This is a genomic window from Kitasatospora albolonga, assembly GCF_039535905.1.
GTDB lineage: Bacteria > Actinomycetota > Actinomycetes > Streptomycetales > Streptomycetaceae > Kitasatospora > Kitasatospora albolonga.
The window spans coordinates 130,997-155,833 of the sequence record NZ_BAAAYB010000062.1 but is presented as its reverse complement, the minus strand read 5'-3'; the positions used below and the strand labels follow the sequence as shown (position 1 = coordinate 155,833).

19 protein-coding genes are annotated in these 24,837 nt (G+C 73.6%); 7 read left to right on the top strand and 12 right to left on the bottom strand.

The window, feature by feature from the left end; translation table 11 throughout:
* Positions 1–28: 28 nt before the first annotated feature.
* Positions 29–466 (bottom strand): SCO4402 family protein, encoded by a 438-nt coding sequence (locus ABD946_RS15305; RefSeq protein WP_345283860.1) that lies wholly within the window; start codon positions 464–466, stop codon positions 29–31.
* A 260-nt stretch (positions 467–726) separates the two neighbouring features.
* On the opposite strand from ABD946_RS15305, the gene ABD946_RS15300 reads away from it, so the two are divergent.
* The gene (locus tag ABD946_RS15300) at positions 727–2,007 is read left to right on the top strand and encodes an ABC transporter substrate-binding protein (RefSeq protein ID WP_345283858.1); all 1,281 of its coding nucleotides are present in this window, start codon (positions 727–729) and stop codon (positions 2,005–2,007) included.
* A gap of 284 nt (positions 2,008–2,291) precedes the next feature.
* Here ABD946_RS15300 and ABD946_RS15295 read toward each other — a convergent pair whose 3' ends face one another.
* Both ABD946_RS15295 and ABD946_RS15290 read right to left on the bottom strand, forming a co-directional pair.
* Positions 2,292–3,443 carry a hypothetical protein gene (locus ABD946_RS15295; protein ID WP_345283856.1) on the bottom strand — a complete coding sequence of 384 codons (1,152 nt, stop codon included), beginning with the start codon at positions 3,441–3,443 and terminating at the stop codon, positions 2,292–2,294.
* Positions 3,444–3,596: 153 nt separating this feature from the next.
* Positions 3,597–4,973: an NsdA family TPR-like regulatory protein gene (locus tag ABD946_RS15290; RefSeq protein ID WP_345283854.1), complete on the bottom strand. Its 1,377-nt coding sequence runs from the start codon at positions 4,971–4,973 to the stop codon at positions 3,597–3,599.
* A 375-nt stretch (positions 4,974–5,348) separates the two neighbouring features.
* On the opposite strand from ABD946_RS15290, the gene ABD946_RS15285 reads away from it, so the two are divergent.
* A complete protein-coding gene (locus ABD946_RS15285; RefSeq protein WP_345283852.1) occupies positions 5,349–6,044 on the top strand; it encodes a bifunctional DNA primase/polymerase in 696 nt (231 codons plus the stop codon).
* Positions 6,045–6,474: 430 nt separating this feature from the next.
* On the opposite strand, the gene ABD946_RS15280 is transcribed toward ABD946_RS15285, so the two are convergent.
* On the bottom strand, positions 6,475–7,167 hold the full coding sequence (locus ABD946_RS15280) for an iron-dependent transcriptional repressor DtxR (protein WP_345283850.1): 693 nt from the start codon (positions 7,165–7,167) through the stop codon (positions 6,475–6,477).
* 219 nt (positions 7,168–7,386) lie between these two features.
* Here ABD946_RS15280 and ABD946_RS15275 point away from each other — a divergent pair, with 219 nt between their 5' ends.
* From ABD946_RS15275 to ABD946_RS15265, 3 genes are all read left to right on the top strand, one after another.
* Entirely contained in the window at positions 7,387–8,136 is a 750-nt protein-coding gene (locus ABD946_RS15275; protein WP_345283848.1) for a sugar isomerase domain-containing protein, read from the top strand.
* Positions 8,137–8,254: 118 nt separating this feature from the next.
* Complete coding sequence (locus ABD946_RS15270) at positions 8,255–9,247, top strand: DUF4231 domain-containing protein (protein WP_345283846.1); 993 nt, start codon at positions 8,255–8,257, stop codon at positions 9,245–9,247.
* 57 nt (positions 9,248–9,304) lie between these two features.
* The gene (locus ABD946_RS15265) at positions 9,305–10,174 is read left to right on the top strand and encodes an alpha/beta fold hydrolase (RefSeq protein WP_345283844.1); all 870 of its coding nucleotides are present in this window, start codon (positions 9,305–9,307) and stop codon (positions 10,172–10,174) included.
* A 7-nt stretch (positions 10,175–10,181) separates the two neighbouring features.
* On the opposite strand, the gene ABD946_RS15260 is transcribed toward ABD946_RS15265, so the two are convergent.
* From ABD946_RS15260 to pdxH, 7 genes are all read right to left on the bottom strand, one after another.
* Positions 10,182–11,132 carry a 2-hydroxyacid dehydrogenase gene (locus ABD946_RS15260; protein ID WP_345283842.1) on the bottom strand — a complete coding sequence of 317 codons (951 nt, stop codon included), beginning with the start codon at positions 11,130–11,132 and terminating at the stop codon, positions 10,182–10,184.
* 164 nt (positions 11,133–11,296) lie between these two features.
* Complete coding sequence (gene fxsT, locus ABD946_RS15255; RefSeq protein WP_345283840.1) at positions 11,297–15,313, bottom strand: FxSxx-COOH system tetratricopeptide repeat protein; 4,017 nt, start codon at positions 15,311–15,313, stop codon at positions 11,297–11,299.
* A complete protein-coding gene (locus tag ABD946_RS15250) occupies positions 15,310–16,686 on the bottom strand; it encodes a TIR-like protein FxsC (protein ID WP_345283838.1) in 1,377 nt (458 codons plus the stop codon). Before ABD946_RS15250 ends, fxsT begins: the two co-directional genes overlap by 4 nt.
* A gap of 107 nt (positions 16,687–16,793) precedes the next feature.
* The gene (locus tag ABD946_RS15245; protein WP_345283836.1) at positions 16,794–17,558 is read right to left on the bottom strand and encodes an AAC(3) family N-acetyltransferase; all 765 of its coding nucleotides are present in this window, start codon (positions 17,556–17,558) and stop codon (positions 16,794–16,796) included.
* Positions 17,555–19,924, bottom strand: coding sequence for an FxsB family cyclophane-forming radical SAM/SPASM peptide maturase (locus ABD946_RS15240; protein ID WP_345283834.1), 2,370 nt, complete (start codon positions 19,922–19,924; stop codon positions 17,555–17,557). The genes ABD946_RS15245 and ABD946_RS15240 overlap by 4 nt, the downstream gene beginning before the upstream one ends.
* 27 nt (positions 19,925–19,951) lie before the next feature.
* On the bottom strand, positions 19,952–20,134 hold the full coding sequence (locus ABD946_RS15235; RefSeq protein ID WP_345283832.1) for a hypothetical protein: 183 nt from the start codon (positions 20,132–20,134) through the stop codon (positions 19,952–19,954).
* A 181-nt stretch (positions 20,135–20,315) separates the two neighbouring features.
* Positions 20,316–20,939, bottom strand: a complete 624-nt coding sequence (gene pdxH / locus ABD946_RS15230; RefSeq protein ID WP_345283972.1) for a pyridoxamine 5'-phosphate oxidase — start codon at positions 20,937–20,939, stop codon at positions 20,316–20,318.
* A gap of 405 nt (positions 20,940–21,344) precedes the next feature.
* On the opposite strand from pdxH, the gene ABD946_RS15225 reads away from it, so the two are divergent.
* Both ABD946_RS15225 and serC read left to right on the top strand, forming a co-directional pair.
* Entirely contained in the window at positions 21,345–22,445 is a 1,101-nt protein-coding gene (locus tag ABD946_RS15225) for a citrate synthase 2 (RefSeq protein ID WP_345283830.1), read from the top strand.
* A gap of 210 nt (positions 22,446–22,655) precedes the next feature.
* On the top strand, positions 22,656–23,774 hold the full coding sequence (serC, locus tag ABD946_RS15220; protein ID WP_345283828.1) for a phosphoserine transaminase: 1,119 nt from the start codon (positions 22,656–22,658) through the stop codon (positions 23,772–23,774).
* A 159-nt stretch (positions 23,775–23,933) separates the two neighbouring features.
* Here serC and ABD946_RS15215 read toward each other — a convergent pair whose 3' ends face one another.
* Positions 23,934–24,815 (bottom strand): helix-turn-helix transcriptional regulator, encoded by an 882-nt coding sequence (locus ABD946_RS15215; protein ID WP_380149444.1) that lies wholly within the window; start codon positions 24,813–24,815, stop codon positions 23,934–23,936.
* Positions 24,816–24,837 lie beyond the last annotated feature (22 nt).

Genomic DNA, 24,837 nt, shown 5'->3' with positions numbered 1-24,837 from the left:
TCCGGACGCCACGCCGACGGGGTTCCGCTCAGCCGACCCGGGTCAGGATCCGCAGCACCTCCAGCGAGCGCGGCGGCTCGGCCGGGTCCTCGCCGTCCGCCAGCGTCAGCCGAACGTGTGCCTCGCGGGCGGCCGCCACTGCGGCCGGCCAGCCGGGGTGGCCGAGGTAGGCACCGGCCGGGGCGTCCGCACCGACCTCGTGCAGCACCCGGAGCACCGCCAGCACGGCGGCGTCCACCAGGGCGGCCTCCTCAGCGTCCCGCAGGACGCAGCCCACGTACTTCTCGGCCGGCCAGCGGTCCAGCCAGCTGTCCTCGACCAGGCGGTAGACGGCGTCGGTCACGTCGCCGTAGCCCTCCTGGCCGACCAGCCAGGTGCGCTGCTGGAAGTCGTGGTCGGCGAGCATGTGGAGGGCCGAGCGGATCCGGGCGCGCCAGCGCCACCACGGCAGGTCGTTGATCGGCATGCCGCCCATGGTGCTGGAGCCGTGCCCGGTCCGAGAAGGGGTTCGGGCCGAACGATGCGAAGAACTTGTACTCGCGGACATGGGGATCGATGCTACGTGCCCGGACATTGCACGTTCTACCCGCGTCGCGCAACGAAAGCTCCCGGAGTTCCGTCCCCGTTTGCCGGTCGTTCGCTTTTCATCCCCTCCTGCGCACCCTGACCGGTCGAGTCTGAACCGGGGCCGACCAGGCCTGCACGTCCGAGGAGGGGCAGAGCATCATGAGGCGCAGCGGATCGCCCGACCACACGCCGTCGACCGGCACCGCAGGTCCGGGCGGCCGGGGCCGCCGGACCGCCGCCGCGGTCACCGCCGCGCTGCTGCTGCCAGCCCTGCTCTCCGCCTGCGGCGGCCCCGCCGACGCGGCCGGCACCGAGGAGGTGACGGTGATGACCTGGGCCCCCTCCGGCACCGGCACCACCGACCGCCCCGGCATGACCCTGCTGGCCGAGGCGATCGGCCGCGAGCTCAACTCCACCGGCGGCCTGTTCGGCCGCAAGGTCAGGGTGCTCACCTGCAACGAGCAGAACTCCGCCGACGGCGCGGCCGCCTGCGCCGAGCAGGCGGTGGCCGAGCACGCGCTGGCCGTGGTCGGCTCGTACAGCCAGTACGGCGACAGCTACATCCCGGTGCTGGAGAAGGCCGGCATCCCGTACATCGGCGGGTACGGGCTCTCCACCCCGGAGTTCAGCAGCCCGCTCTCCTACCCCGTCTCCGGCGGCACCCCCGCGCTGATCGCCGGCAGCGGCAAGCAGCTGACCGAGGCGGGCTGCAAGAACATCGCGCTGATCCGCCCCGACACCCGGGCCGGCGACACCCTGCTCGGCTACCTGGCCGGGGCGCTCAAGGGCTCGGGCATCAAGATCAGCGACATCAAGGCGCCGGAGCGGTCGAACGACTACACCGGCATCGCCAAGAAGGCCATCGGCGACGACCGGGCCGGCGGCTGCGTGGTCGCCGCGCTCGGCGCCGAGCCGACCGCCAACCTGCTCGACCCGTTCCGCCGCCTGGAGCCCAAGCGCACCCAGCTGGCCTCGGTGATCGGCAGCTTCCAGCAGTCCGTGGTCGACTCCACCGGCGGCGACAGCGGCCCGCTGGGCGGCGCCTACGCCACCGGCTGGTACCCGCCGGAGTCCTCGCACGTCTGGAACGTGCTGCGGACCACCGTGCGGCAGCAGGCCAACGGGGCCGTGATCGACGTCTCCGACCCCGGCGTGCAGACCACCTGGGTCGCCTACGAGGTCCTGCGGACGGCGGTCGAGCGGGCCGGCAACGAGAAGCAGCTGACCTCGAAGGCGCTGCGCAACGTGCTGGACAGCGGCGAGCCGATCGAGACCGGCGGCGCCACCCCGGCCCTCAGCTGGGGCATGACCAACATGCTTCCCAGCGCCGACTCGCCCCGCCTGGTCAACACCTCCGTCACCTTCCAGCGCGTCCAGGGCGGCCGCCTCACCCTCCAGCGCGAGGGCTTCGTCGACGTCCGCACCACCCTCGCGGGCTGACGGGCATCCGCCCGGGGCAACGACAACACACGTGGTGACCCCGGGACGCCAGGAACGCACGCGGTGACCCCGGGGCACCAGGAACGCACGCGGTGACCCCGGGGCACCAGGAACGCACATGGTGATCCCGGGGGCGCGAGGAACTGCGCGAGTCGGAAGGCGGCCCACCTGCAACTGAAGCTCCGTCAGCCAGTTGCAGGTGCTGCCGTTCCCCTGCGCGCAGTTCCTCGCGCCCCTGCGGGGCCTTCGGCCCCGGGGCGCGCTGCCCTGCCGGGCCGGAGTGCCTAGAGCTCGATGGCGGACTTCGTCGGGAGGCCGGTCTGGGCGGCGATCGCGTTCCAGAGGGTGCTGGCCTGGTTCTTGGCGGTGGTGGCGGTGCCGCTCGCCGCGTCGCCGTTCTTCAGGTGCTGGTTGTCCTTCTTGGCCGGGTCGCAGGCGGCGATCGAGTCGGCCGCCCAGAGGGCGTACTCGCTGTCGGCGGTGGCCGAGGCCTCCCAGGCCTTCTTCAGCTGCTCGGCCAGCGCCGCCCCGCTCGGCAGCTGGTCGACCTTGAGCGCGGCCAGCCCGTTGACCAGCTTGGTGCGCTGCTGGGCCGCCTGGTCCAGTGCGGCCTGGGACTCCGGGAGCTTCTCGCACTTGCGCACCGACGCGACGGCGTTGACCACCGCCGTGCGGCTGGCGTTGGCGTCGCCGAGCAGGGCGGAGAGCGCCTCGGCCTGGGCCTTGGTCTCCGGGCTGACGGCCGCGCCGGAGCCCGCGGAGGCACCGGAGCTGGGCTTGGCGGAGGAGGAGGCCGCGGCCTTCTTGTCGCCCGCCCCGCCCTTGTCCTCGTCACCGCCGCCGGACAGCGCGATCACGATGCCCACGACGGCCAGCGCGGCCACCACGCCGCCGCCGATGACCACCCGCTTGTCGAGCCCGCGGCGCCCGGGCTCGGGGGCCTGGGCCCCGTAGGACGGCGCCGCCGGGTACTGCTGGGTCGCGGCGGCCGCGGGGAAGCCCTGCTGCCCGCCGAAGCCCTGACCGCCGTAGGACGGCTGCGGCTCGCCGTACTGCTGCGGCTGCTGGGGCTCGCCGAACTGCTGGGCGTCACCGAACTGCTGCGGCGCGCCGAACCCCTGCCCGCCGTACGTCTGCTGACCCTGCATCGGCTGACCGCCCGCCGGCTGGGAGGTCGGGTACGGCGGCAGGTACTGGGTGGCCTGGGAGGCGTCGGCCGGGGCCGCCGGGGCCGCCGCCTGCGGCGGGACCCCGTACGTCGGCGCGGCGTACTCCGGGCCGCCCTGGAACTGCCCCGTCGGGAAGCCCTGCTGGACCGGCGGCGCGGACTGCTGAGCCGCCTGCTGAGCCTCCTGCTGGGCGGCGTCGGGCTCCGGACGGAACAGATCGTCCAGGTTGAAGTCGCCGGAGTTGTTGTACGAGCGGCGCTGGCTCAACGGGTTTCCTCACCTGTGCACGGCCTGCGTCCGCACCGCGGGCCTCTCTCGGTCTACCGCGCGCTCGCTGTGCCCCTGACCGCGCCGGAACGCCGACTATCGGCCCCAACCTACCCCGTACCCCTCAGCCGTGACTACGCGCCCCGGCACCTCTCACGCGGCCTCCACCTCGATCCTGGCCTGGAACTCCCGCACCGCGCGGTGGCTGCGGTACGGCTCCAGACGGCGGCGGAACTCGTCCAGGTACTCCACGCCCCGGTTGGAGCGAAGCCCGCTGAGCAGCCGGACGGCCTGGGTGCCGGTCTCGCAGGCCCGCTCCACGTCCCGCTGCTGGAGCTGGGCGGTGGCCAGCAGCACCAGGTCGACGGCGCGGCGCCGGACCCGGGTGGGCGGGTGCAGCTCCAGGGCGGTGCGGGCGTACTTCTCGGCCTGCACGGCCTGCTCCAGGTCCCGGTGGCAGTGCGCCAACTCGTCGGCCAGGTAGGCCTCGTCGAAGTGCACGATCCAGTCCGGGTCGTCCTCGGGGTTGCGCTGCTCCATGGCGGCCAGCGCCTTGGCGGCCACCGCCTCGCAGGAGCGGACGTCGCCGAGCAGGGCGTGGCCGCGGGCCTCGGCCGCGTAGAACATCGCCATCGCGGTCGGGGTGGCGACCGAGCGGGCGCCCTCCTGGGCGGCGCGGGCGAGTTGGGCGATCTCGCGCGGGTTGCCGAGCGCGGCGGCCAGGTGGCTCATGGAGGCGGCCAGCACGTATCCGCCGTAGCCGCGGTCGTCGGCGGCCTGGGCCAGCCGCAGGGCCTGGATGTAGTAGCGCTGGGCCAGCCCGGGCTGGCCGGTGTCCACCGCCATGTAGCCGGCGAGCTCGGTCAAGCGCGCGACCGCGGCGAAGAGTTGACGGCCGGTCTGCTCCCGGTAGGCGCCGCCGAGCAGGCCGGAGACCACGCTGTTGAGGTAGTGCACGACCACGGGGCGGACGTGGCCGCTGCCGAAGCGGTGGTCGAGGTCGACCAGCATCTGGGTGGTGGCCCGGATCGCCGCCACGTCGGCCGGGCCGACCCGGGGGCCGCCGGCCCGGGCCACCGAGGGGTCGGGCGGGGTGATCAGCCAGTCCCGGCTGGGCTCGACCAGGGCGGAGGCGGCCACGGTGGCGCCGGAGAGGAACTCCCGGCGGCCGACGTCGCTGCGCCAGAGCTCGCAGACCTGGTCCAGTGCCCCGCTGAGGGTGGCGGCGAACTGCAGCCCGATGCCCGAGCTGAGGTTCTTGCCGTCGGCCATGCCGATCTCCTCGACCGTGACGCTGCGGCCGAGCTTGCGGCCGAGCGCCTCGGCGATGACCGCCGGGGCCTGGCCGCGCGGCTGCTGGCCGCGTAGCCAGCGGGCGACCGAGGTCTTGTCGTAGCGCAGGTCGAGCCCGTGCTCGGCGCCACAGAGGTTCACCCGGCGGGCGAGGCCCGCGTTCGAGCAGCTCGCCTCCTGGATCAGCTGCTGCAGACGCTCGTTGGGCTGCCGTGCGACGAGTGCTCTTGCGGCCATGGGCTTCGCCTCCCCACGCCCCCGGCCCTGACCGGCGGGCGACGATTATGCTGCTCGGTTGCCGACGTGCCGACCGGTTAAGGCATCTGAGTGCAGGTTAGCGATCAGCAACGCCAGCGGGATACCCACGGTGACTGGCCCGACCCCCACGCGCCCTGCCAAATGCCCCTGTGCGCCCCCTGTTGCGCCGTCAGGAGCCTGTTCCACCTCTACCCCGCCCCGAACGCCCGGAACCCAAGCGGCAGTTGCGTTCCGGCGCGGACTCCGCCGTGCGCCGGTCCCGGCGCGTCACCGGTTGGGGTGACATCGGGGCCGGAGCGAAACCGGGCCCGGCACAGCCCGTAACCCCACTCACGGACGGTAGTTGAGCAGCACGTGGAAGAGACCCCTCAAACGCCCAGGTCGGGCCTGCCCCCGCTGCTCATCGAGGCCGTCAGCTACGTCGAGGACCGGCACTGGGAGGTGGCGCAGGGCTGCTGGCTGATCGAGGGCGACGGCCCGGCGCGCTGCTCCTGCGGCGACCCGCGCTGCGAGCTGCCCGGCGCCCACCCGACCGGCCCGGAGTGGCGGCGCAAGGCCAGCGCGGGCCCCGGGATCGTCCGCAAGTGGTGGACGGAGAACCCGGAGGGCTCGATCCTGCTGCCCACCGGCCGGTTCTTCGACGTGCTGGACGTGCCGGAGATGGCGGGCTGCCTGGCGCTGGCCCGGATGGAGCGGCTCAGCCTCCAGCTCGGTCCGGTGGTCTCCACCCCGGCCACCACCGGCACCACCGGGCGGCGGCTGCTCTTCCTGGTGCTGCCCGGCGTGGTCGCCAAGCTGCCCGACATGCTCCGCCGGCTGGGCTGGGGCCCGGGGCGGCTGGACATGGTGGCGCGCGGCGAGGGCGACTGGATCGTCGGCCCGTCCTCCCGGGTCGGCCTGTTCAGCTCGGCCCGCTGGGCCCGGCCGCCGTCCGAGATGAACCGCTGGCTGCCGGACGCCCAGGACCTGATCAGCCCGCTGGCGTACGCCTGCGGCCGGGAGGCGGCCCCCCTGCGGCCGCAGGGCGCCCCGGCCACCGCGGGCCGCTGACGGTCCGTCGGCCCGGCGCCGCTCGAACTGCCGTCCCGCACCCATCTGGTGGGGGGCGCGCACCGCGCGGGACCACCGCGCACCGCTGACGGGCTCCGTCCCCCACCGGGGGCGGGGCCCGTCACGCGTCGGTGCAGGTGGGGAGGCGGACGAGAGAGCGGATAAGACACCGGTCTACCCGGTGATCACCCGGGGAAGCCGCTCGTACGAGTGACGACGCTCAAGGATTGCCGGGATCTGCCGAGGGGAGGAACTCCTCCGAGAGGAACGCCGGAGGGGCGCTCGGACGGGGAAGCCGAGTGTGGCGGATCGGGGGGGCTCTCGAGGGAGGGGCCGGGGGACCGGAGGGGAAGCGGGGGGCAGAGGGCCCGGTGCGAAGGGGACGCACCGGGCTCACGAGCTTCCCGGGCCGGCCGGCCCGCCGCCGGGATCAGGCCTCGGCGACGAAGAGGTGCGCGGTGATGTCCTTGGGGAGCTCGGCCGCGTCCTCCCCCGTGCCGACCAGCAGGCCGCCGACGCCGGCCGAGACCCTGACCGTGCTGCCCGGGCGGATGCCGGCCCGGCGCAGGGTGAGCATCAGGCCCTCGTCGTTCTGGATCGGCTCGCCGATCCGGCGGACCACCACGTCCACACCGGCCTCACCGGGGCGGACGGCGTCCAGGGCCACCAGCGAGGCGTCGTGGCCCTCGCCCTCGGCCCGGGTGTCGCCGAGCTCGTCCAGACCGGGGATCGGGTTCCCGTACGGGGACTGGGTGGGGTGGCCGAGCATGGCGAGCACCTTGCGCTCGACCGTCTCGCTCATCACGTGCTCCCAGCGACAGGCCTCCTCGTGCACCTGCTCCCACTCCAGGCCGATCACGTCGACCAGCAGGCACTCGGCGATGCGGTGCTTGCGCATCACCCGGACCGCCAGCAGGCGGCCCTCCTCGGTCAGCTCCAGGTGGCGGTCGCCCGCGACCTGGAGCAGGCCGTCGCGCTCCATCCGGCCGACGGTCTGACTGACCGTCGGGCCGCTCTGCTCCAGCCGCTCCGCGATCCGGGCCCGCATCGGGACGATGCCCTCTTCCTCCAGCTCCAGAATGGTGCGGAGGTACATCTCTGTGGTGTCGATCAGCCCAGACATCGCCGCTGGCTCCCGTTCTTCGGTGTCCTCACCGACAATTCTGACGTACCCCGGCGACAACGACGGCCGCCGGACCCCATGTTCCCGGGCCTTTCCGTAACACCTGCGGCGATTTCGTCACTGTTGACAGCCGCCGCCCCCAGGCCGCACCGTGCTCGCCGTAGCTTTCTCCCAAACTGCGGTCTGGACCACGGGCCGCCCCCACGGTACGGAGATCTGATGAGCGACCTGGTCGGGCAGTACTTCGACGCGGCGGTGGAGCACCTGCACCGGATCCGGACGGAGGAGGCGGACGCCATCGACCGGGCCGCCGCACTGCTGGCCGAGGCGGTCGAGGACGGCCGCCGGATCTTCGCCTTCGGGGCCGGGCACTCCTCGCTGGCCGCCCAGGACGTGGTCTACCGGGCGGGCGGCCTGGTGGTGGTCAACCTGCTGAACGTGCCCGGCATGACCGGGGTGAACGTGATGCCGGCCAACCTGGGCAGCGCCCTGGAGCGGGTGTCCGGCCTGGCCACCACCACCCTGGACCTCACCCCGGCCCGCTCGGGGGACCTGCTCTTCGTGATCTCGCTCTCCGGCCGCCAGGTGATGCCGGTGGAGCTGGCCCAGCACGCCCGGGCCCGCGGCCTCTCGGTGATCGGCGTGACCTCGCTGGCCTATCCGGCCGAGGTGACCTCCAACCACCCCACCGGCACCTACCTCAAGGACCACTGCGACGTGGTCCTGGACAGCAAGATCGCGGTCGGCGACGGCGAGCTCACCCACCCCGGCGCCGGCACCACCTTCGGCTCCGTCTCCACCATCGTCACCAGCGCGCTGATGCAGTCCGTGGTGGCCTCGGCGGTCGGCAAGCTGGCCGACCGGGGCGTCACTCCCCCGCTCTTCCGCTCCGGGAACGTCGACGGCGGCACCGAGTGGAACGTCAAGGTGATGGCGGACAACGCGGAGCGCATCTACTACAGCTTCTGACCCCCTCGATTCGCCACCTCCCTTGTGATCATCGGGAGTTGAACCCCCCGACGGGCGTAGCGGGGCTCCGCCCGGGGCAGTAGGTAGAGAGGGGAAGACGCGAGCGACGGGGGTCCGGATGGCGGTGGCCGGTGGCGGGCGGTCGATGGGCTGGGTCCGGGAGGACGAGCTGCTGCCCGAGCTGTTCTGGACGGCGGACTCCTCCTCGCTCCAGGGGCAGCGGCGGGCCGTCTCGCTCTCCCGCTGGGGGCTGGTGCTCCTGGTGGTGGCCGCCTTCGCCGGCTCCGCCGACGGCACCCTGCCGGCCTGGCTGGCGGCGGCCGCCTACCTGTTCACGGTGGCGCTGGCCGCCGTGGCCGGGCGGCAGAACCCGCAGGGGCTCTGGTACGAGGGCCGGGCCGCCGCCGAGTCGGTCAAGACGCTCTCCTGGAAGTACGCGGTGCGGGCCGACGCCTACCAGCCGCCGCCGAAGACCCTGCCCGATGCCGAGCGGCTCTACGACGTCCAACTCGGCGGCATCCTCGGCCAGTTCGGCACCAGCCGGGCGATCCCCCAACTGGCCCGGGTGCAGGCCGAGCTGCAGAGCTGGCGCGGACCGCTGGCCGGCCGGCCGGCCCGGCACCCGCAGATCACCGACAGCATGCGGCAGCTGCGCGAGCAGCCGCTCTCGGTCCGTCGCGAGGTCTACATCAGGGAGCGGGTGAAGACCCAGCGCGAGTGGTACCGGGCCAAGGCCCGCTCCTGCACCAACGCCACCCGCTGGGCCGACCTGCTGGGCGTGGTGCTGCCGCTGGGCGGCCTGGTGCTGGCGGTGCTGCGGGCGCTCGGCGAGTTCAGCTTCGACGCGCTCGGCGCGGTCTCCGCGGTGGCCGCCTCGGTGGCCGCCTGGGCCCAGCTGCGCCAGTACCGGCCGCAGGCCGCCGCCTACTCCATCGCCGCCTCCGAACTCGCGGTGATCGAGGCCCAGTTGAGCCAGCTCCCGCTGGACACCCCGGACGCCGAGGAGACCTGGGCCCGGCTGGCCCGGGACGCCGAGGACGCGATCTCCCGGGAGCACACCACCTGGCAGGCCCGCCGCGAGGTGCGCACCACCGACCCGTTGGGGATGTGACACCGGCGGGCGCCCACCACCGGACGCCCGAGGGCGTCCCCGACCCCGAGGAGCCCGATGGCGTCGTCACAGCTGGTGCAGGTGGGGGACGGCCGCACGCTGGCGGTGGAGACCTGGGGCGACCCGGACGGCAGACCCGTCTTCCTGCTGCACGGCACCCCCGGCAGCCGGGTCGGCCCCAGCCCGCGCAGCTCGGTGCTGTACCGGCTCGGCGTCCACCTGATCTCCTTCGACCGGCCCGGCTACGGCGAGTCCACCCGGCTGCCCGGCCGCAAGGTCGCCTCGGCGGCGGCCGACGTGGAGGCGATCGCCGACGCGCTGGGGATCGACGGCTTCGCGGTGCTCGGCCGCTCCGGCGGCGGGCCGCACGCGCTGGCCTGCGCGGCGCTGCTGGCCGGACGGGTGCGGCGGGCCGCGGTGCTGGTCAGCCTGGCCCCGCGGAACGCGGACGGCCTGGACTGGTACGCCGGGATGACCGCCTCCAACGAGCGCGCCTACCACGAGGCCGAGCTCGGCCCGCACCGCTTCGCCGCCTCCTTCCAGGCCAAGTCCCGCCGGATGAAGGCCGACCCGGCCGCCGTGATCGACGGCCTGGTGCCCGAACTCCCGCTCACCGACCGGGTGGTGGTGACCGATTCGGGAATCCGGCGCCGCCTGCTCTCCACCTACGCGGCCGCCTTCCACTACAGCGCGGACGGCTGGATCGACGACGCCCTGGCCTTCACCACCGACTGGGGCTTCAAGGTCGAGGACATCACGGTGCCGGTCCGCCTGTGGCACGGCGCGGACGACCAGTTCTCCCCGGTGGAGCACTCCCGCTGGCTGGCCGAGCACATCCCCGGCGCCGAGCTCTACCTGGAGCCCGGCGCCGCCCACTTCGGCGCGCTGGCGGTGCTGACCGAGGCGTTGCGGTGGGCGGCGGGCTGAGGCGCCGTCAGGCCACCGGAGTGACGGGGGCCTTGCCGTTCAGCACCGCGAGCACGTTGTCGACGGCGAGGTCACCCATGGCGCGGCGGGTCCGGACGGTGGCGCTGCCGAGGTGCGGGGCCAGCACGGCGGTGGGCTGCGCCAGCAGCTCGGCCGGGACGGCCGGCTCGCGCTCGAAGTTGTCCACGGCGGCGGCGGACAGGTGACCGGAGGCGAGCGCGGCGGCGAGGGCGAGCTCGTCGACGATCCCGGCCACCACGCTCACCAGGACCGCGCCGGGCGGGAGTTGGGCGATGGTGGTGGCGTCGAGGAGGTGCCGGGTCGCCTCGGAGAGCGGGCAGGTGACCACCAACACGTCCGAGGTGGCGAGGAGTTCGTCGAGGCCGACCCAGCGGGCGCCGTGCTCCTGCTCCGCCGGGAGCCGGGAGCGGTTGTGGTACGCCAGCTCCATCCCGAAGCCGAAGGCACGGCGGGCCACCGCCTGGCCGATCCGGCCCATGCCGAGGATGCCCAGGCGGGCGCCGCTGAGCTCGGTGCCGAGCATGAAGGTGGGCGCCCAGGCCCAGGGCTCGCCGGAGCGGATCAGGCGCTCGCCCTCGGCGAGGCGGCGGGTGGCGGCGAGCAGCAGCGCCCAGGTGAAGTCCGCGGTCGCCTCGGTGAGCACACCGGGGGTGTTGGTGACGGTCACCCCACGGGCGGCACAGGCGGCCGTGTCGACGTTGTGGAACCCCACCGCGTGGTTGGCCACCACCCTCAGCCCCGGCCCGGCGGCGTCCAGGAACTCCCCGTCCACCACGTCGTCCAACGTGGTGACCACGGCCGCCTTGCCCGCGACCGCCGCCAGCAGCTCCGCCCGGGCCATCGGCGTCTCGCTGTCGTGCTGCTCCACCCGGCAGTACGGCACCAGCCGCTCCACCACACCGTCGACGAGCCGCCGCGTCACCAGTACCTGATCCATGCCGCGAGGCTACCCCTTTGGAAATTGGTCACTCCAGGGGCGCGGGGAACTGCGCGCGGGGGAACGGCAGCACCTGCGACTGGCTGACGGTGCTTCAGCTGCAGGTGAGCCGCCTTCCGACTCGCGCAGTTCCCCGCGCCCCTGCCGGGGCGCAGCCACCTTCGTCAGACGGGCTGGGGTTCGAGGTCGCGGTTGATGCGCTTCCAGCCGCGGCAGGCCACGGTGTTGGGGTGTTCCTCGCCGAAGAGCCTGAGCAGTTCGGTGAGGGCGTGTTCGCGCAGTTCCGCCGCCTGGCCGGGGTTGGACTTGCGGAGGGTGACCGCCAGGTTGGACTCGCAGGCGATGGCGTCGGGGTGGCCGGGGCCGTAGCGGTTCACCAGGCCCGCGTAGGCGGCCCGTTCGAGCTCCTCGGCCTTCGCCGCCTGGCCGGCGTCGCCGTACGCGTTGGCCAGGTTGATCATCGCGTTGAGGGTGTAGTGGTGGTCGGGCCCCAGCACGGACCGCAGGGCGTCCACGGTGTGGCTGCCCCGGCGGATCGCGGCCTCGACGTCACCGCTGCCGCGCAGGTAGATGCCGAGGTTGTTCTCGCAGGCCAGGGTGAAGGGGTGCTCGTCGCCGAACAGGCGCTGGTGGCCCTCGTAGACGGCGGTGGCCAGGTCGCGGGCGGCCTCCTTGTCGCCGGAGGCGCTGTGGTCGGCGGCCAGGTTGAGCGCGCAGGCCAGCGTCTCGGCGGCCTCGGAGCCGTAGCGGTCGAGGTAGCGCTCGTAGGTCTGCATGGTGAGCTGGCGGGCCTCCCGGAGGTGGCCCTCCCGGCGCAGCGATACGGCCAGCGACTTGGCGTTGCGCAGGTTCTCCGGGAGGTCGGGCTGGAGGACGTCGGCCAGTTCCTCCGTCACCTCCCGCAGCAGCTCGATGGAGCCCTTGTAGTCGCCGATCTCGCGCAGGTCGCGGGCCAGGTTGGACTTGCTGGAGAGGGTGTAGGGGTGGCGGGGGCCGAGCACGGCCTGGCGGCGGTCGAAGGTGTCCTGGTCGAGGTCGCGGGCGGCGGAGGAGTCGCCGACCAGGCGGTAGTCGATGGCGAGGTTGTTGGCGGCCGAGAGCGTGCGGGCGTTCTCCTCGCCGAAGAGTTCGCGGAACTGGCCGTAGGTCTCCAGGTCGAGGTCGAGCGCCTCCTGGAAGCGGCCGAGCGCGCGCAGGTCGGCGCCGAGCGAGCCGGCCGTCATCAGGGTGTAGGGGTTGTGCTCGCCGAGCAGCTCCTTCTGCCCGGCCAGGGTGCGCTCGTCGAGCGCCCGGGCGTCGGCGAAGTTGCCCTGGGAGCGGACCACGTTGGCGAGTTGGAAGTTGAGGCTGAGCACCTGGCGGCGCAGGTGCCGGGCCTCGAGTTCGTTGGCCTCGCCGGCCAGCCGGGTGGTCCAGGTGAGGTCGAGCTGTTCGGCCAGGGCGCGGGCGCGGTCCAGGTCGGAGCGCTTCCAGAGGTAGCGGACGCGGTCGATCATCAGCTCGCGGGTCTCGCGCTCGTCGCAGTCCTGGGCCCGGGAGGGGACCAGGTGCGGCCAGATCTTCTCGAAGCGGGGCCAGTTGGCGGGGTTGTCGGTGTCACCGAGCACGGGGCGGGCGCCGACCAGGATGCGGTGCACCTCGTGCATCGCGGCCTCCCGGGCGGGGTCGTCCATCTCGGAGCGGACCACCGCCTGCACCAGCCGGTGCACCTGGAAGGAGTTGGAGCCGGCGTCCACCTTGGCCAGTGCGTACCGGCCGACCGCCTGGATCACCTTGCCGAGCATGAAGGTGTCGCTGAGGTCCTCGTCGTAGCGGACCAGCGAGCGGATCATCTGGTCGCTGTAGAACAGGTCCATGGAGATCGGCTCGGGGGCCATGAAGGCGCACAGCTGGAGGAGGCGCACCGCCGCCGGGGACTGCTCGCGCAGGCGGGCGATGGAGACGTTCCAGGTCGCGCCGACCGGGGTCGGGTAGTCGGCGGGGCGGCCGACGGCGAGGGCCCGGGTGGCCTCCTGGTGGAGCTGGGCGACGTAGGTGTCGACGGGGGTGCGGGTGGTGTCGAGCCAGGCGGCGGCGACCTCGACGGCCAGCGGGAGGTCGCCGACGGCCTCGGCGACCCGGTCGGCGTCGGCCCGGGACAGGCCGCGGGTGCGGCGGGTGAGGTGCTCGATGGACTCGCCGCGGGTGAAGACGTCGACCCCGAGCACGCCGGCCTGGCCGGACCAGGCCTGGTTGCGCGAGGTGACCAGGACGTGGCCGGAGCCGCCGGGGAAGAACCGGCGGATCTCCGACGGTTCGTCGGCGTTGTCGAAGATCAGCAGCCAGCGCGGGGTCGGGGTGCCCTTGCGCAGCGCCTCCCGGGCCGCCTCCGCCGCCTCGTTGACCGAGTCGCCGACCCGCAGGCCGAGCCGGTTGGCGAGCTCGGCCAGCGCGGTGGAGATCAGGTCGGTCTGCTCGGCGTCGATCCACCAGACCAGGTCGTAGTGGGACATGTAGCGGTGGGCGTACTCCATGGCCAGCTGGGTCTTGCCGACGCCGCCGAGGCCGTAGAGGGTCTGCGGGGTGGGCAGCACCACCATCGGACCGCCGACCAGGCTGTCCCGCAGCTCCTCCAGCACCCGCGCCCGGCCGGTGAAGGAGGGGTTGCGCTGGGGCACCGACCAGTAGGCCGGCTTGGTGCCGGGGAAGCGCGGGATCACCACCTCGGGGTCGGCCTCGGTCTCGGCCCGGCCAAGGGCGCGCAGCAGGATGGCGGCGGCCTGGGTCTCGTCGCGGCCGACCAGGTCGATCGGGTTGCGGCCGCTGAACGGGGCGGTGAGGCGGACGTCGCCGACCCGGACCGGGACGATCTGACGGCGGGTGCCGGAGGGGTCGAAGCCGCCCATCGAGTCCCACAGCGCCCGGGCCTGAGGGGCCCTCAGGTAGCCGGCCGAGAGCACCGCGACGGTCCGGGAGGCGGCGTCGATGCCGCGTTCGGTCTCCAGCCGGGAGTCGGCCCCGGCGCCGATGTCCCGGGGCACCACCCGGAAGCCGGCGCTCTCCAGGACGGCGGCGATCCAGTCGGCCCAGATCCGGTCCTCGGGGACGAAGGAGAGGTAGAGGTCGGCGGGCGCGGTCGGGCGGCGCCGGGTGTAGGCGTCCACCCAGTGCAGCCGGACCTCCTCGTCCATCGGCGGCAGCGCGGAGATCCGGCCCCGGGTGAGCACGGTGGTGAGCCGCTCGCAGGCGGCCAGCATCGAGGTGGGGGTGCCGGGCTGGTCGCCGAAGGTGGCCAGGATCTCCTCGTAGGCGTAGAAGGGCCGGTACGGGATCTCCACCGAGCCCCAGTAGTGGGACAGGTCCTCGTCGGCCAGGCCCTCGGGCAGTCCGGCGAAGCGCAGCCGGGCCAGCGCGCGGCCGGCGTCCGCCTTCTCCTTCTCGCCCTCGTCGATGCGCATCGGCACCGGCAGGATGCGGATGCCGCGCTCGCGGTAGCGGTCGTTGATGTGCTGGGCGATCTTGGAGGCGCCCTCGATGCTCTGGTCGCTGAGGGTGAAGCAGACCACCAGGTCGTCCGGCATCTGCACGGTGCAGATCTCGGCGATGTCGGAGAGGCCGGTGCGGCTGTCGATCAGCACGTAGTCGTAGCGGCGGCTCATGTCGCGCTTGAGGGCGTCGAAGAACTGGCCGCCGTCGAAGCGGTCGTAGAAGAGGTCCCAGTCGAGCCGGCCGACCACCTCGGAGTAGTCCCGGTTCAGCTGCCCGGCGGAGAGGAAGTCCAGGCTGCCGCCGGCCGGGAAGCCCGGCCAGGAGAGCGAGAGCACGTGCGGGTGGACGCGGGCGAAGTCCCGGTGCCAGCCCGGCGGGTGGTCGACCTCGCGCAGGGCCTCCTCCCGGTAGTCGGTGATCAGGTCCATCATCCCGGTGGTGCCGGCCAGGGCGCCCTGGTCAAGAAAGGGGCGGAAGAACTTGGCCAGGCCCGGGGCCTCCAGGTCCCAGTCCACGGTGAGCACCCGGAAGCCGTTGGCGGCCAGGATCCAGGCGGTGTTGGCGAGCGCCATGGTGCGGCCGGTGCCGCCCTTGTAGGAGTAGAACGTCACCACCCGGCCCTGGCGGTCCTCGCCGCCGGCGGGCCGGGCCTCCTCGGCCGGGGCGGCTGCCTGGCCCGGCAGTCGCAGCTTCCTGGTCGGGTTGTCGGTCATCGGTGTCCTCCCCCGAAGCGGCCCGGCTGGGGCCCCTCCTCCTCGTCGTCCGGCGGCTCGTCGTGCGGGTCGTACGAAGGTCTTCCGCGGTCCCTCGGCGGGTCCTGGTCGAAGGCCTCCCTCAGGCGGGGGCGGAAGCGGCCCGAATCCCGTTGCTGCCCGGGCGGGGTGGTCTCCGCGGCGGTGCGGTCCTCGAAGGCGTACTTGGCCCGCATCACCGCGCGCGGCAGGGCCTCCTCGAAGTCGGCCATCGAGCTCAACTCGCCCGATCCGTCCCGGAAGCTGGGCTTGGACTCCCGGCGCTTGTACCGCAGGGTGCGGGCGCTCAGCTCGGTCAGCGGCCGGTCCTCGGCCACGCAGTCCGGGTCGTCGGCGTTCCAGGGCTCCAGCACGCTGACCCAGGGCGGGTTGCGCTGGTCGAAGCGGGCCACCGCCTGCCGGCGCTCGTCGTCCTTGAGCGCCCAGCGGTCCAGCAGCACCAGGCCGGGCGCGTTCGGCGGGGCGCCGGCGAGCAGCTCGGCCTCGTCCTCCTCGAACTCGTGCACGGTCGGCTCGAAGCCCAACTGCCGTGCCACCCTGGCCGCGTGCTCGGCCACCGGCCGGGCGGAGGCCGGCTGGTACGGGTGCCAGTCCTGCCGCCGGGTTCCGTAGTAGTCCGGATTGCGACCCTCGGGGAGCTCGGACTGCGCGTACGAGTAGACCGAGATCCGCAGCTGCTTGGTGCGCGGCATTGGGAAGGCGCTCGGCTGGGCGTTGAAGTCCAGCGCGCGGCCGGGCGGGATGACGGTGTTCTCGGCCACCTCGACGATCCGCCGGGCCAGCCGGAAGACGGCCAGCTCGTAGGCCTTGCGGAAGTAGCCCAGGCGCATCAGCGCGTACAGGCCCTCGTCCTCGTACTCACGGCCGAACCCCCGGTGGTTGAACTGGAGTTGGCGGGCCACCTCGGGGAGCTGACGGTCGCTCATCGGCACCCAGAGCACCGGCACGATGCCACTGGTGCGCTCGGAGGTCTGCCGCGCCGGGAAGACCGGACGCTGGGTGAAGGAGTGCCACTCCTGGCCGCAGGCCAGGCTGGAGAAGTAGCGGGGCGAGTAGAGCGGGACGAACACCCGGCAGGTGGCCAGCTCCTGGGACAGCCGCTTGGCCCAGAGCTGGCCCTGGTGCATGGACTGGTCCATGAAGCCGACCGGGCGGCCGGAGCGGTAGTCGGTCAGGGCCAGGACCGCCTCGCAGAGGTCCTCGTAGAGCTGGCTGACCCACTGGTTCGGGTCGCCGGCGCCCTTGGTCCTGGCCCGCGGTACGTGGGCGTAGCTCAGGAAGAAGTACGGCCGCTCCGCTCCCTCGTCCCACCCACCAGATTCCTCGTCGTACACACGCGCCTCCCCCGAGACATCCGGTGTGTTCTCTCTCCCAGGTGTGCCGTTCCCCCACAGAGGGCCTTCAGTGTAGGAAGGGCTGGTTCTCCAATGGAATAGGGCCGTCAGCCGCGCAGGTGCCGGTCGGCCACCGCCACGCCGTCCGCGACGTCCATCAGGAAGCAGTCCGCCTCGCCCAGCGGGCCCGTGACCAGGCTCGGCATCCGCTCCAACGCGCCGGTCATGCCGGGGAAGTGTTCGTCCCTCAGGTGCACCGCCTCGAAGGAGGTCCAGTTCCCGTCCGGCAGCACGCAGCCGTAGGTCTGCATCGGGGGGTCGGGTTGGAGGTACTCGGCCAGGTGCAGCGCGGTGCAGCACCAGACCGGGACGCCGATCAGCAGCGCCCTGGACCGCCAGGCCCGCAGCCGCCCGACCGGCGAGCCCTCGCCCAGGTGGCTGTCGAGCGGGTGATCCTCCGTCAGTTCGACGGCCCGGCGGCCGAGGGCGGCGAAGGAGGTCTGGGGGTGCTGGCTGCGGACGGCGCCCGGGGCCAGCCGGACCACCTCGGAGAAGTGGCCCAGGATGCGGGAGGTGGGGGTGGTGTCGGGGTTGAACGGGGGGCGTGTGCGCCAGTGCTCCCGCTTCTGCTCGTCCGTCATGCCCAGGGTGGGGGCGAGCGCCAGCCGGGAGGTGTTGGAGTTCTCCGGGGTCGCCGTGTAGACCACCAGGGTGCCGCTCTCGCCGAGCACCGCGAGCAGCGCCTTGAGCAGCGCCTCGGGGCCGCCGTCCAGCTCGCCCAGCGAGCGGAGCGAGGACTGCACCAGCAGGGTCTCGCCCTCCTCGACGCCGAGCTCCCGCAGGCCCCGCTCCAGCTCCGCCGCGCCGATCACCCGACGGCCGCCGACCGCTCGGCGGCGGCCCGCTCGGCCGCCCGGCCGGCCTCGACCGCCAGCCAGGGCTCCACGGTGGCCCGCATCCCGTCCGCGAACCGCAGCCCGAGGGCGGTCAGCGAGCCGGAGCCGGCCAGCGTCTCCACCGCCCGGGCGGTGTGCGCGCGCCAGGTGGCCAGCTGCACCCGGGCGTGCTCGGCCGCCGCGCTGGCCAGGCCGTCGTAGGCGCGCACCCGGGTGCCCCAGTACGCCGTCACCGCGAGGTGGGCGTAGGTGCCCTGGAGCAGGCCCTCCAGCGGGCGCGGATCCGGCCGCCAGGGGGCGTGGTAGGTGCGCTCGTCGGCCGGGTCGTACAGCTCGTGGAAGTCCAGCACCGCGCCCAGCTTGACGTGCTGGAACTCGTGGGCGAGCAGCAGCGCCAGGGTCGGGGCGGTGGCCGGGCGGGCGATCCCGACCGCGCCGAAGGCCTGCCGGGCAGCCGCGCTGACGTCCCGTCCGTCCGGGCCGGGCCGCAGCGGGGTGACGGTGGACAGCCCGGCCGGCAGGCCCTCGGCGTACTCCGGCAGGTCCCGCCGGAGCAGCTCCCAGGCCTCCCGCAGGGCGCCCGTCCAGCCCAGCAGTTCGTCCTCGGGCAGCCGCCCGGCCACCGGCCACTGGTGGGCGTCCCGCTGCGGGTCGGTGTCCTCCAGGGCGAGCGTCGGGCCGCCGGGCAGCTCCACCCGGCGCACCGGCTGCCAGGCCGCGCTCCCCGGCGCGTCCCAGCCGACCGTCACCCCGCGCACCGCGAAGCCGTCGGCGGTGCCCTGCAGCACCGCCTCGCCGCCTCCGCCGACCAGGACCCGGCCGAGGGTGGGCAGGTGCACCGCCCCGTCCCGGACCGGCACCGGGAGTGCGAACTCCCGCCCGGCCCGCAGCGCGGCCGCCGCCGCCAGCTCGGCGAAGCCGCCGAGGTCGCCGCCGGGCTCGCGCTCCAGGCAGCGCACCGCCCAGGACCGGGCGTACGGGTGGGCCAGCACCGCGTCCAGCGCCCGAGGCGCGTCGGTGTCCAACTCGGCCAGCAGCGCCCAGGGTTCGGGAGCGCCGGCCGAGAGGGCGGCCAGCAGCCTTCTGGTCAGCCCGAGTTGGGCGGCGGCCAGCGCGCGGACGGTGCCGGCGCCGCCCAGGCCGTGCGCCAGCTCGTCCAACTGAGCCTCGGTCAGCGGCCGTTCGGCCGAGCCGGGCTGGGCCGGGACGGCGGCCACGGGGGTGATCCGGTCCCGGATGGTGGTGATCAGCTTCATCAAGTCCCCGCAGAAGACGGAGGGGTTGTCGAATCCGCGGCCGCTCCGGTAGCGGTGGGCGTACAGGCCCCCGCCGCAGGAGCGGACCACGGGGCAGGCCCGGCACTGCTCGCTCAGCCCGGCCAGGCCCGACTGGCGCTCCCGCATGCCCGGGTGGTCGGCCACCTGGTCCAGGGTGTGCGCGAAGACGTCGAAGCCGGTCTCGGGCGCACCGTCGAAGGCGGTCTTCAGGCTGTCGGCCTGCTCCAGGGTGCCGTCGGTCTCCACCACCACCAGGTCGGCCGGGTCCAGGCCGAGCGACTCGGTCAGGCTGGAGCGCCCGCGCAGGGTGCGGTACACCGAGTCGAAGACCCGCACCGGCACCGGGCGGCCGTGCGCCGTCCAGCGCTCGTGCACGGCCAGCAGCCAGTCCGCGTAGGGGGTCGGCCCGAGCGCCTCCGGGCGCTTGGGCGGCTCGTCGTGGGTGGCGTGCGGGAGCAGGAAGTCGATCCGGGGCGGGGCGAGGGCGACCAGCGCGTCGTAGACGGCGACGGGGTCGTTCTCCACGTCGACGGTGCAGAGCAGCCCGGCGTACAGGTGGCGGAAGGCGGGGCGGCGGAGCAGCTCGACGGCGGCCAGCACCTTGGCGTGGCTGGAGCGGCCGTCGGCGTAGCGGCGGTGCCGGTCGTTGGCGGCCCGGTCCCCGTCGAGGGAGACGCCGACCTTGATGCCGAGCTCGTCGAAGAGTTCGCAGAACTCCTCGGTCAGCCGGACGCCGTTGGTGTGGATGCGCAGGTCCAGCGCGCAGCCCTCGGGGAGCGCGGCGGCCAGCAGTTCGGCCGCCCGGCGCAGCACGGCGGGGCCCGCGAGCAGCGGCTCCCCGCCGTGCAGCACGACGTGGACGGCCGTCAGCCGGTGGGCCAGGGCGTGCTCCCCGATCCTGGCCGCCGCAGCTGCCAGCACGGGCTCCGAGACGGTGCGCGGCTTGCCACGCCAACTGGTGTCGGCGTGCTCGTACACGTAGCAGTGGTCACAGGCCAGGTCGCAGCGGCTGTGCACCTTGAGGACGAACTGCGTGAACGGGACCTGCGGCGGGGCGGGGGGCATGACCGGGCTTCGACTGTGCGGCGACCGTCAGATGGACGAGTTGAAGGCCGCCACGGCGACCTGGCCGGTGTCCCCGCCGGGCAGCGCCCGGTGCAGATCGGCGGTGAGACGGTCGGTTCCCAGGGCGGCGAGGGCGGCGAGCGAGGCCCGTGGGGCGGGCTCCTCGACGGAGTCGCGGTCAGCAGGCCGGATGGCGAGTGCGGTGACCATTGCAGTCTCGTTTCTGCGCATGAAACGCGGGGGAAGCGGGGAAACCCGCGGGGGCGGGCCCACCCGATTACCGCCAAGTGAAGCAGCAGGACACCCCCGCGCACCGTGCAAATGGCCAGAAATCCATCACTTCAGGCTAGTTGCCGCTACTGCGATTGACGTAGGGTCAGCGCACGCACGATCAGGGGCAGAGCCGCTCCACCCGCCAGCCGCCCGGCCCGGCCGCGTAGCGCAGCCGGTCGTGCAGCCGGTTCTCCCTGCCCTGCCAGAACTCGACGGTGTCCGGCACCACCCGGTACCCGCCCCAGAACGGCGGCACCGGCACCCCCTCGCCCTCCGGGTAGCGCCGCTCCAGCTCGGCGTAGCGCTGCTCCAGCACCTCGCGGGAGCTCACCGGACTGGACTGCTCGCTGGCCCAGGCACCCAGCTGCGAACCGTGCGGGCGGGTGCGGAAGTAGGCCGCCGTCTCGTCCCGGCCGACCTTCTCCACCCGTCCGCTGACGATGACCTGACGGGAGATCACGATCCACGGGAAGAGCAGCGAGGCCCACGGGTTGGCGGCCAGCTCGGTGCCCTTGCGGGAGCCGTAGTTGGTGAAGAAGACGAAGCCGCGGTGGTCGTACCCCTTGAGCAGCACCGTGCGCGAGCTCGGCCGCCCCTGCCCGTCGGCGGTGGAGAGCACCATCGCGTTGGGCTCCGGCACGCCCGATTCGTCGGCCTGCTGGAACCACTCGGTGAACTGCGCCACCGGGTCGGCCGCGAGCTGCTTCTCGCCGAGCCCCTCGTGCTGGTAATGCCGGCGCATCACGCTCGGGTCCGGCGCGGGCCGGGGCTCGGCCGGGGTTCCGGCGGTCGGCTTGGTCGGAGGGGTCGGGTGACGATCCGCGGTAGGCACGGCAACATCATCCCGTACGACAAGCGTCGGATACCGCTACGTCCCGGCAAACCCGGGTGGGAGATAAGGTGTCTCGCCACCGCTCCGCCCCTGGTCGGCCGGAGTAACCTCCGGTTCCGTCCGGAAATGCCCAGATGGTCCGTCAGCGCCGCCGGACCCGGCAGGAGCGTCCGCAGGGAACATCACCGTGGTGGTGTCTGGCGCAATGCACTCCGTGCCTGCCACTCTGACACCGAGTGCCAATCCACCAACGGTCACCGGCGCGGCCGCCCCACCATCGGCGGCCCGTCCAACGGATCACTGAAGGAGCCGTCCATGTCCGACTTCGTACCCGGGCTCGAGGGAGTCGTCGCGTTCGAGAGCGAGATCGCCGAACCCGACCGGGAGGGCGGCGCACTCCGCTACCGCGGTGTGGACATCGACGAGCTGGTGGGCAGCGTCTCGTTCGGCCACGTCTGGGGCCTGCTGGTGGACGGCAAGTTCAACCCCGGCCTGCCCGCCGCCGAGCCGTTCCCGATCCCGGTGCACTCCGGTGACATCCGGGTCGACGTGCAGTCCGCGCTCGCCATGCTCGCCCCGGTCTGGGGCCTCAAGCCGCTGCTCGACATCTCCGCCGAGCAGGCCCGTGACGACCTCGCCCGGGCCGCCGTGATGGCGCTCTCCTACGTGGCCCAGTCGGCCCGCGGCCAGGGCCTGCCGATGGTCCCGCAGAGCGAGATCGACAAGGCCGAGACCGTGGTCGAGCGCTTCATGATCCGCTGGCGCGGCGAGCCGGACCCGAAGCACGTCAAGGCGATCGACGCCTACTGGACCTCGGCCGCCGAGCACGGCATGAACGCCTCCACCTTCACCGCCCGGGTGATCGCCTCCACCGGCGCCGACGTGGCGGCCGCGCTCTCCGGCGCGGTCGGCGCGATGTCCGGCCCGCTGCACGGCGGCGCCCCGTCCCGCGTGCTCGGCATGATCGAGGAGATCGAGCGCACCGGCGACGCCAAGGCCTGGGTCAAGAACGCGCTGGACAAGGGCGAGCGCCTGATGGGCTTCGGCCACCGCGTCTACCGCGCCGAGGACCCGCGCGCCCGCGTGCTGCGCCGCACCGCCAAGGAGCTCGGCGCACCGCGCTTCGAGATCGCCGAGGCGCTGGAGAAGGCCGCGCTGGAGGAGCTGCACAACCGCCGCCCCGACCGCGTGCTGGCCACCAACGTGGAGTTCTGGGCCGCCATCATGCTGGACTTCGCCGAGGTCCCGGCGCACATGTTCACCTCGATGTTCACCTGCGCCCGCACGGCCGGCTGGTCCGCGCACATCCTGGAGCAGAAGCGCACCGGCCGCCTGGTCCGCCCGGCCGCCCGCTACATCGGCCCCGGCCCGCGCAGCCCGCGCGAGGTCGAGGGCTACGAGTCGATCGCGCACTGACGCGCAGTCACTCTTTCGAGCGGGCCCGGCGGCTGTCGCCGGGCCCGCTCCGCACCTGCGTCACTCCCCCACCCCTCCGCCCCGCCCCCGCCGGAGGCGGCTTCCGCCTGCCCGGGCCGGGCCGGCCGCAGGCCGCTGAGCGGGGAAGATCACATCTCAGCGGGCGGACGGCGGTGCCCAGTTGACGAGCCCGGGCAGTAGGCTGCGGGCGTGGCTCAGATCCAGATCCCCGCTGACATCAAGCCCGCCGACGGCCGTTTCGGCTGCGGCCCTTCGAAGGTGCGGCCCGAGGCCCTGAAGGCCCTCGCCGACACCGGTACCTCCCTGCTCGGCACCTCCCACCGGCAGGCGCCGGTGAAGAACGTGGTGAAGCGCGTCCGCGAGGGCGTGTCCTCCCTGTTCTCCCTCCCCGAGGGCTACGAGGTCGTGCTGGGCAACGGCGGCTCCACCGCCTTCTGGGACATCGCCGCCTTCGGGCTGGTGCGCGAGAAGTCCCAGCACCTCAACTTCGGTGAGTTCTCCAGCAAGTTCGCGTCCTCCGTCAAGGCCGCGCCCTGGCTGGCCGACCCCTCGGTGATCAAGACCGAGCCGGGCACCCACCCGCTCCCGGTCGCCGAGGCCGGCGTGGACGTCTACGCGCTCACCCACAACGAGACCTCCACCGGCGTGGCGATGCCGATCGCCCGCCCCGCGGGCGCGGACGCGGGCTCGCTGGTGCTGGTGGACGCGACCTCGGGCGCCGGCGGCCTGCCGGTGGACATCACCGAGACCGACGTCTACTACTTCGCGCCGCAGAAGTCCTTCGCCTCCGAGGGCGGCCTCTGGCTGGCCACCTTCTCCCCGGCCGCCCTGGAGCGCGCCGCCGAGATCGCGGCGTCCGGCCGGTACATTCCGCCGTTCTTCGACCTGCCGACCGCGATCGACAACTCCTCGAAGGACCAGACCTACAACACCCCCTCGATCGCCACCCTCTTCCTGCTGGCCGACCAGCTGGAGTGGATCAACGGTCAGGGCGGTCTGGACTGGGCGACGGCCCGCACCGCCGACTCGGCCGCGCGGCTGTACGGCTGGGCCGAGAAGTCCTCCTTCGCCAGCCCCTTCGTGGCCAAGCCCGAGGAGCGCTCGCAGGTCGTCGGCACCATCGACTTCGACGAGTCGATCGACGCCGCCGCGATCGCCAAGGCGCTGCGCGCCAACGGCATCGTGGACACCGAGCCCTACCGCAAGCTGGGCCGCAACCAGCTGCGGATCGCGATGTTCCCGGCCGTCGACCCGGCCGACGTCGAGGCGCTCACCGCCTGCGTCGACTACGTGGTCGAGCAGCTCTAGGCACGACACCGCGAAGACCCCCGGGGCACTGCCCCGGGGGTCTTCGCGTTCCGCCGCGTCAGCGCCGCAGCAGGGCGCTGACGATCACCACGGCCAGCAGCAGCGCCAGCGCGCCGCTCACGATTCGCATTCGGGTCTTGGGGTCCACGGTCATCGAGGTTACCCGGTGACCCGGCCCGGCCCCCCGGTGGCCCGCTCCCGCCGCTCCGCCCCGCCCAGCTGGGCACCGCCCCGGTACTGCTGGGCGCGGAAGGCCGAGGGCGCCATCCCGACCCGGCGGGTGAAGATCCGGGTGAAGTAGGCCGGGTCCTGGTAGCCGACCCGGCGGGCCACCGCCGCGACCGGCAGCCCGCTGGCCGCGAGCAGCTGCTTGGCCTCGTTCAGACGGACCGTCAGCAGGTACTCCTTGGGCCCGACCGCGCCCACCGAGCGCACCGCGCGCCGCAGTTCGGCCACCGACAGGCCGGCCCGCCGGGCGTGCTGGGCGATCGACAGCGGCAGGCAGGCGTCCCGCCGGAGCACCTCCAGCACCGGCTCCCCCGCCACGTCCACGTCGGCCCGGTGCCGGCGCAGCTCGACCAGCAGCTGGTGCACCTCGGCCGAGCTCTCCACGTCCACCAGCGGGCCGCCCCGGCGGCAGGCCGCGGCGATCCGGGACACCACCCGCTGGGCCGGCTCGGCGGTGGTCAGCGGGGTGACCCGCAGCGGCGGCAGCAGGCCCAGCTCGGCGTAGCCGGCCAGCCCGGAGCCGGTGAAGTCCACGAAGCACTCCGACCAGCCCTCCGCGTCCGGCGCGTAGTGGTGCGGCTCACCGGGGCGCAGCCAGAGCACGGCCGGGGCGGCCACCGGATGCCGGGCGCCGTCCGGGCTCTCGTACCACCCGCGGCCGCTGGTGACCACCACCGCCACCCAGTGGTCCAGGGTGCGCGGCCCCACCGTCGGCAGCACCCCGCTCTGCAGGCCCACCCCGAGGCAGGCCAGCCCGGTCGCCAGCTGGGCCGGAGCGGGCGTCAGGTACCACCACCACTGCTCCACCGTCACCTCCTCGCGCCGTGCGCGGCAC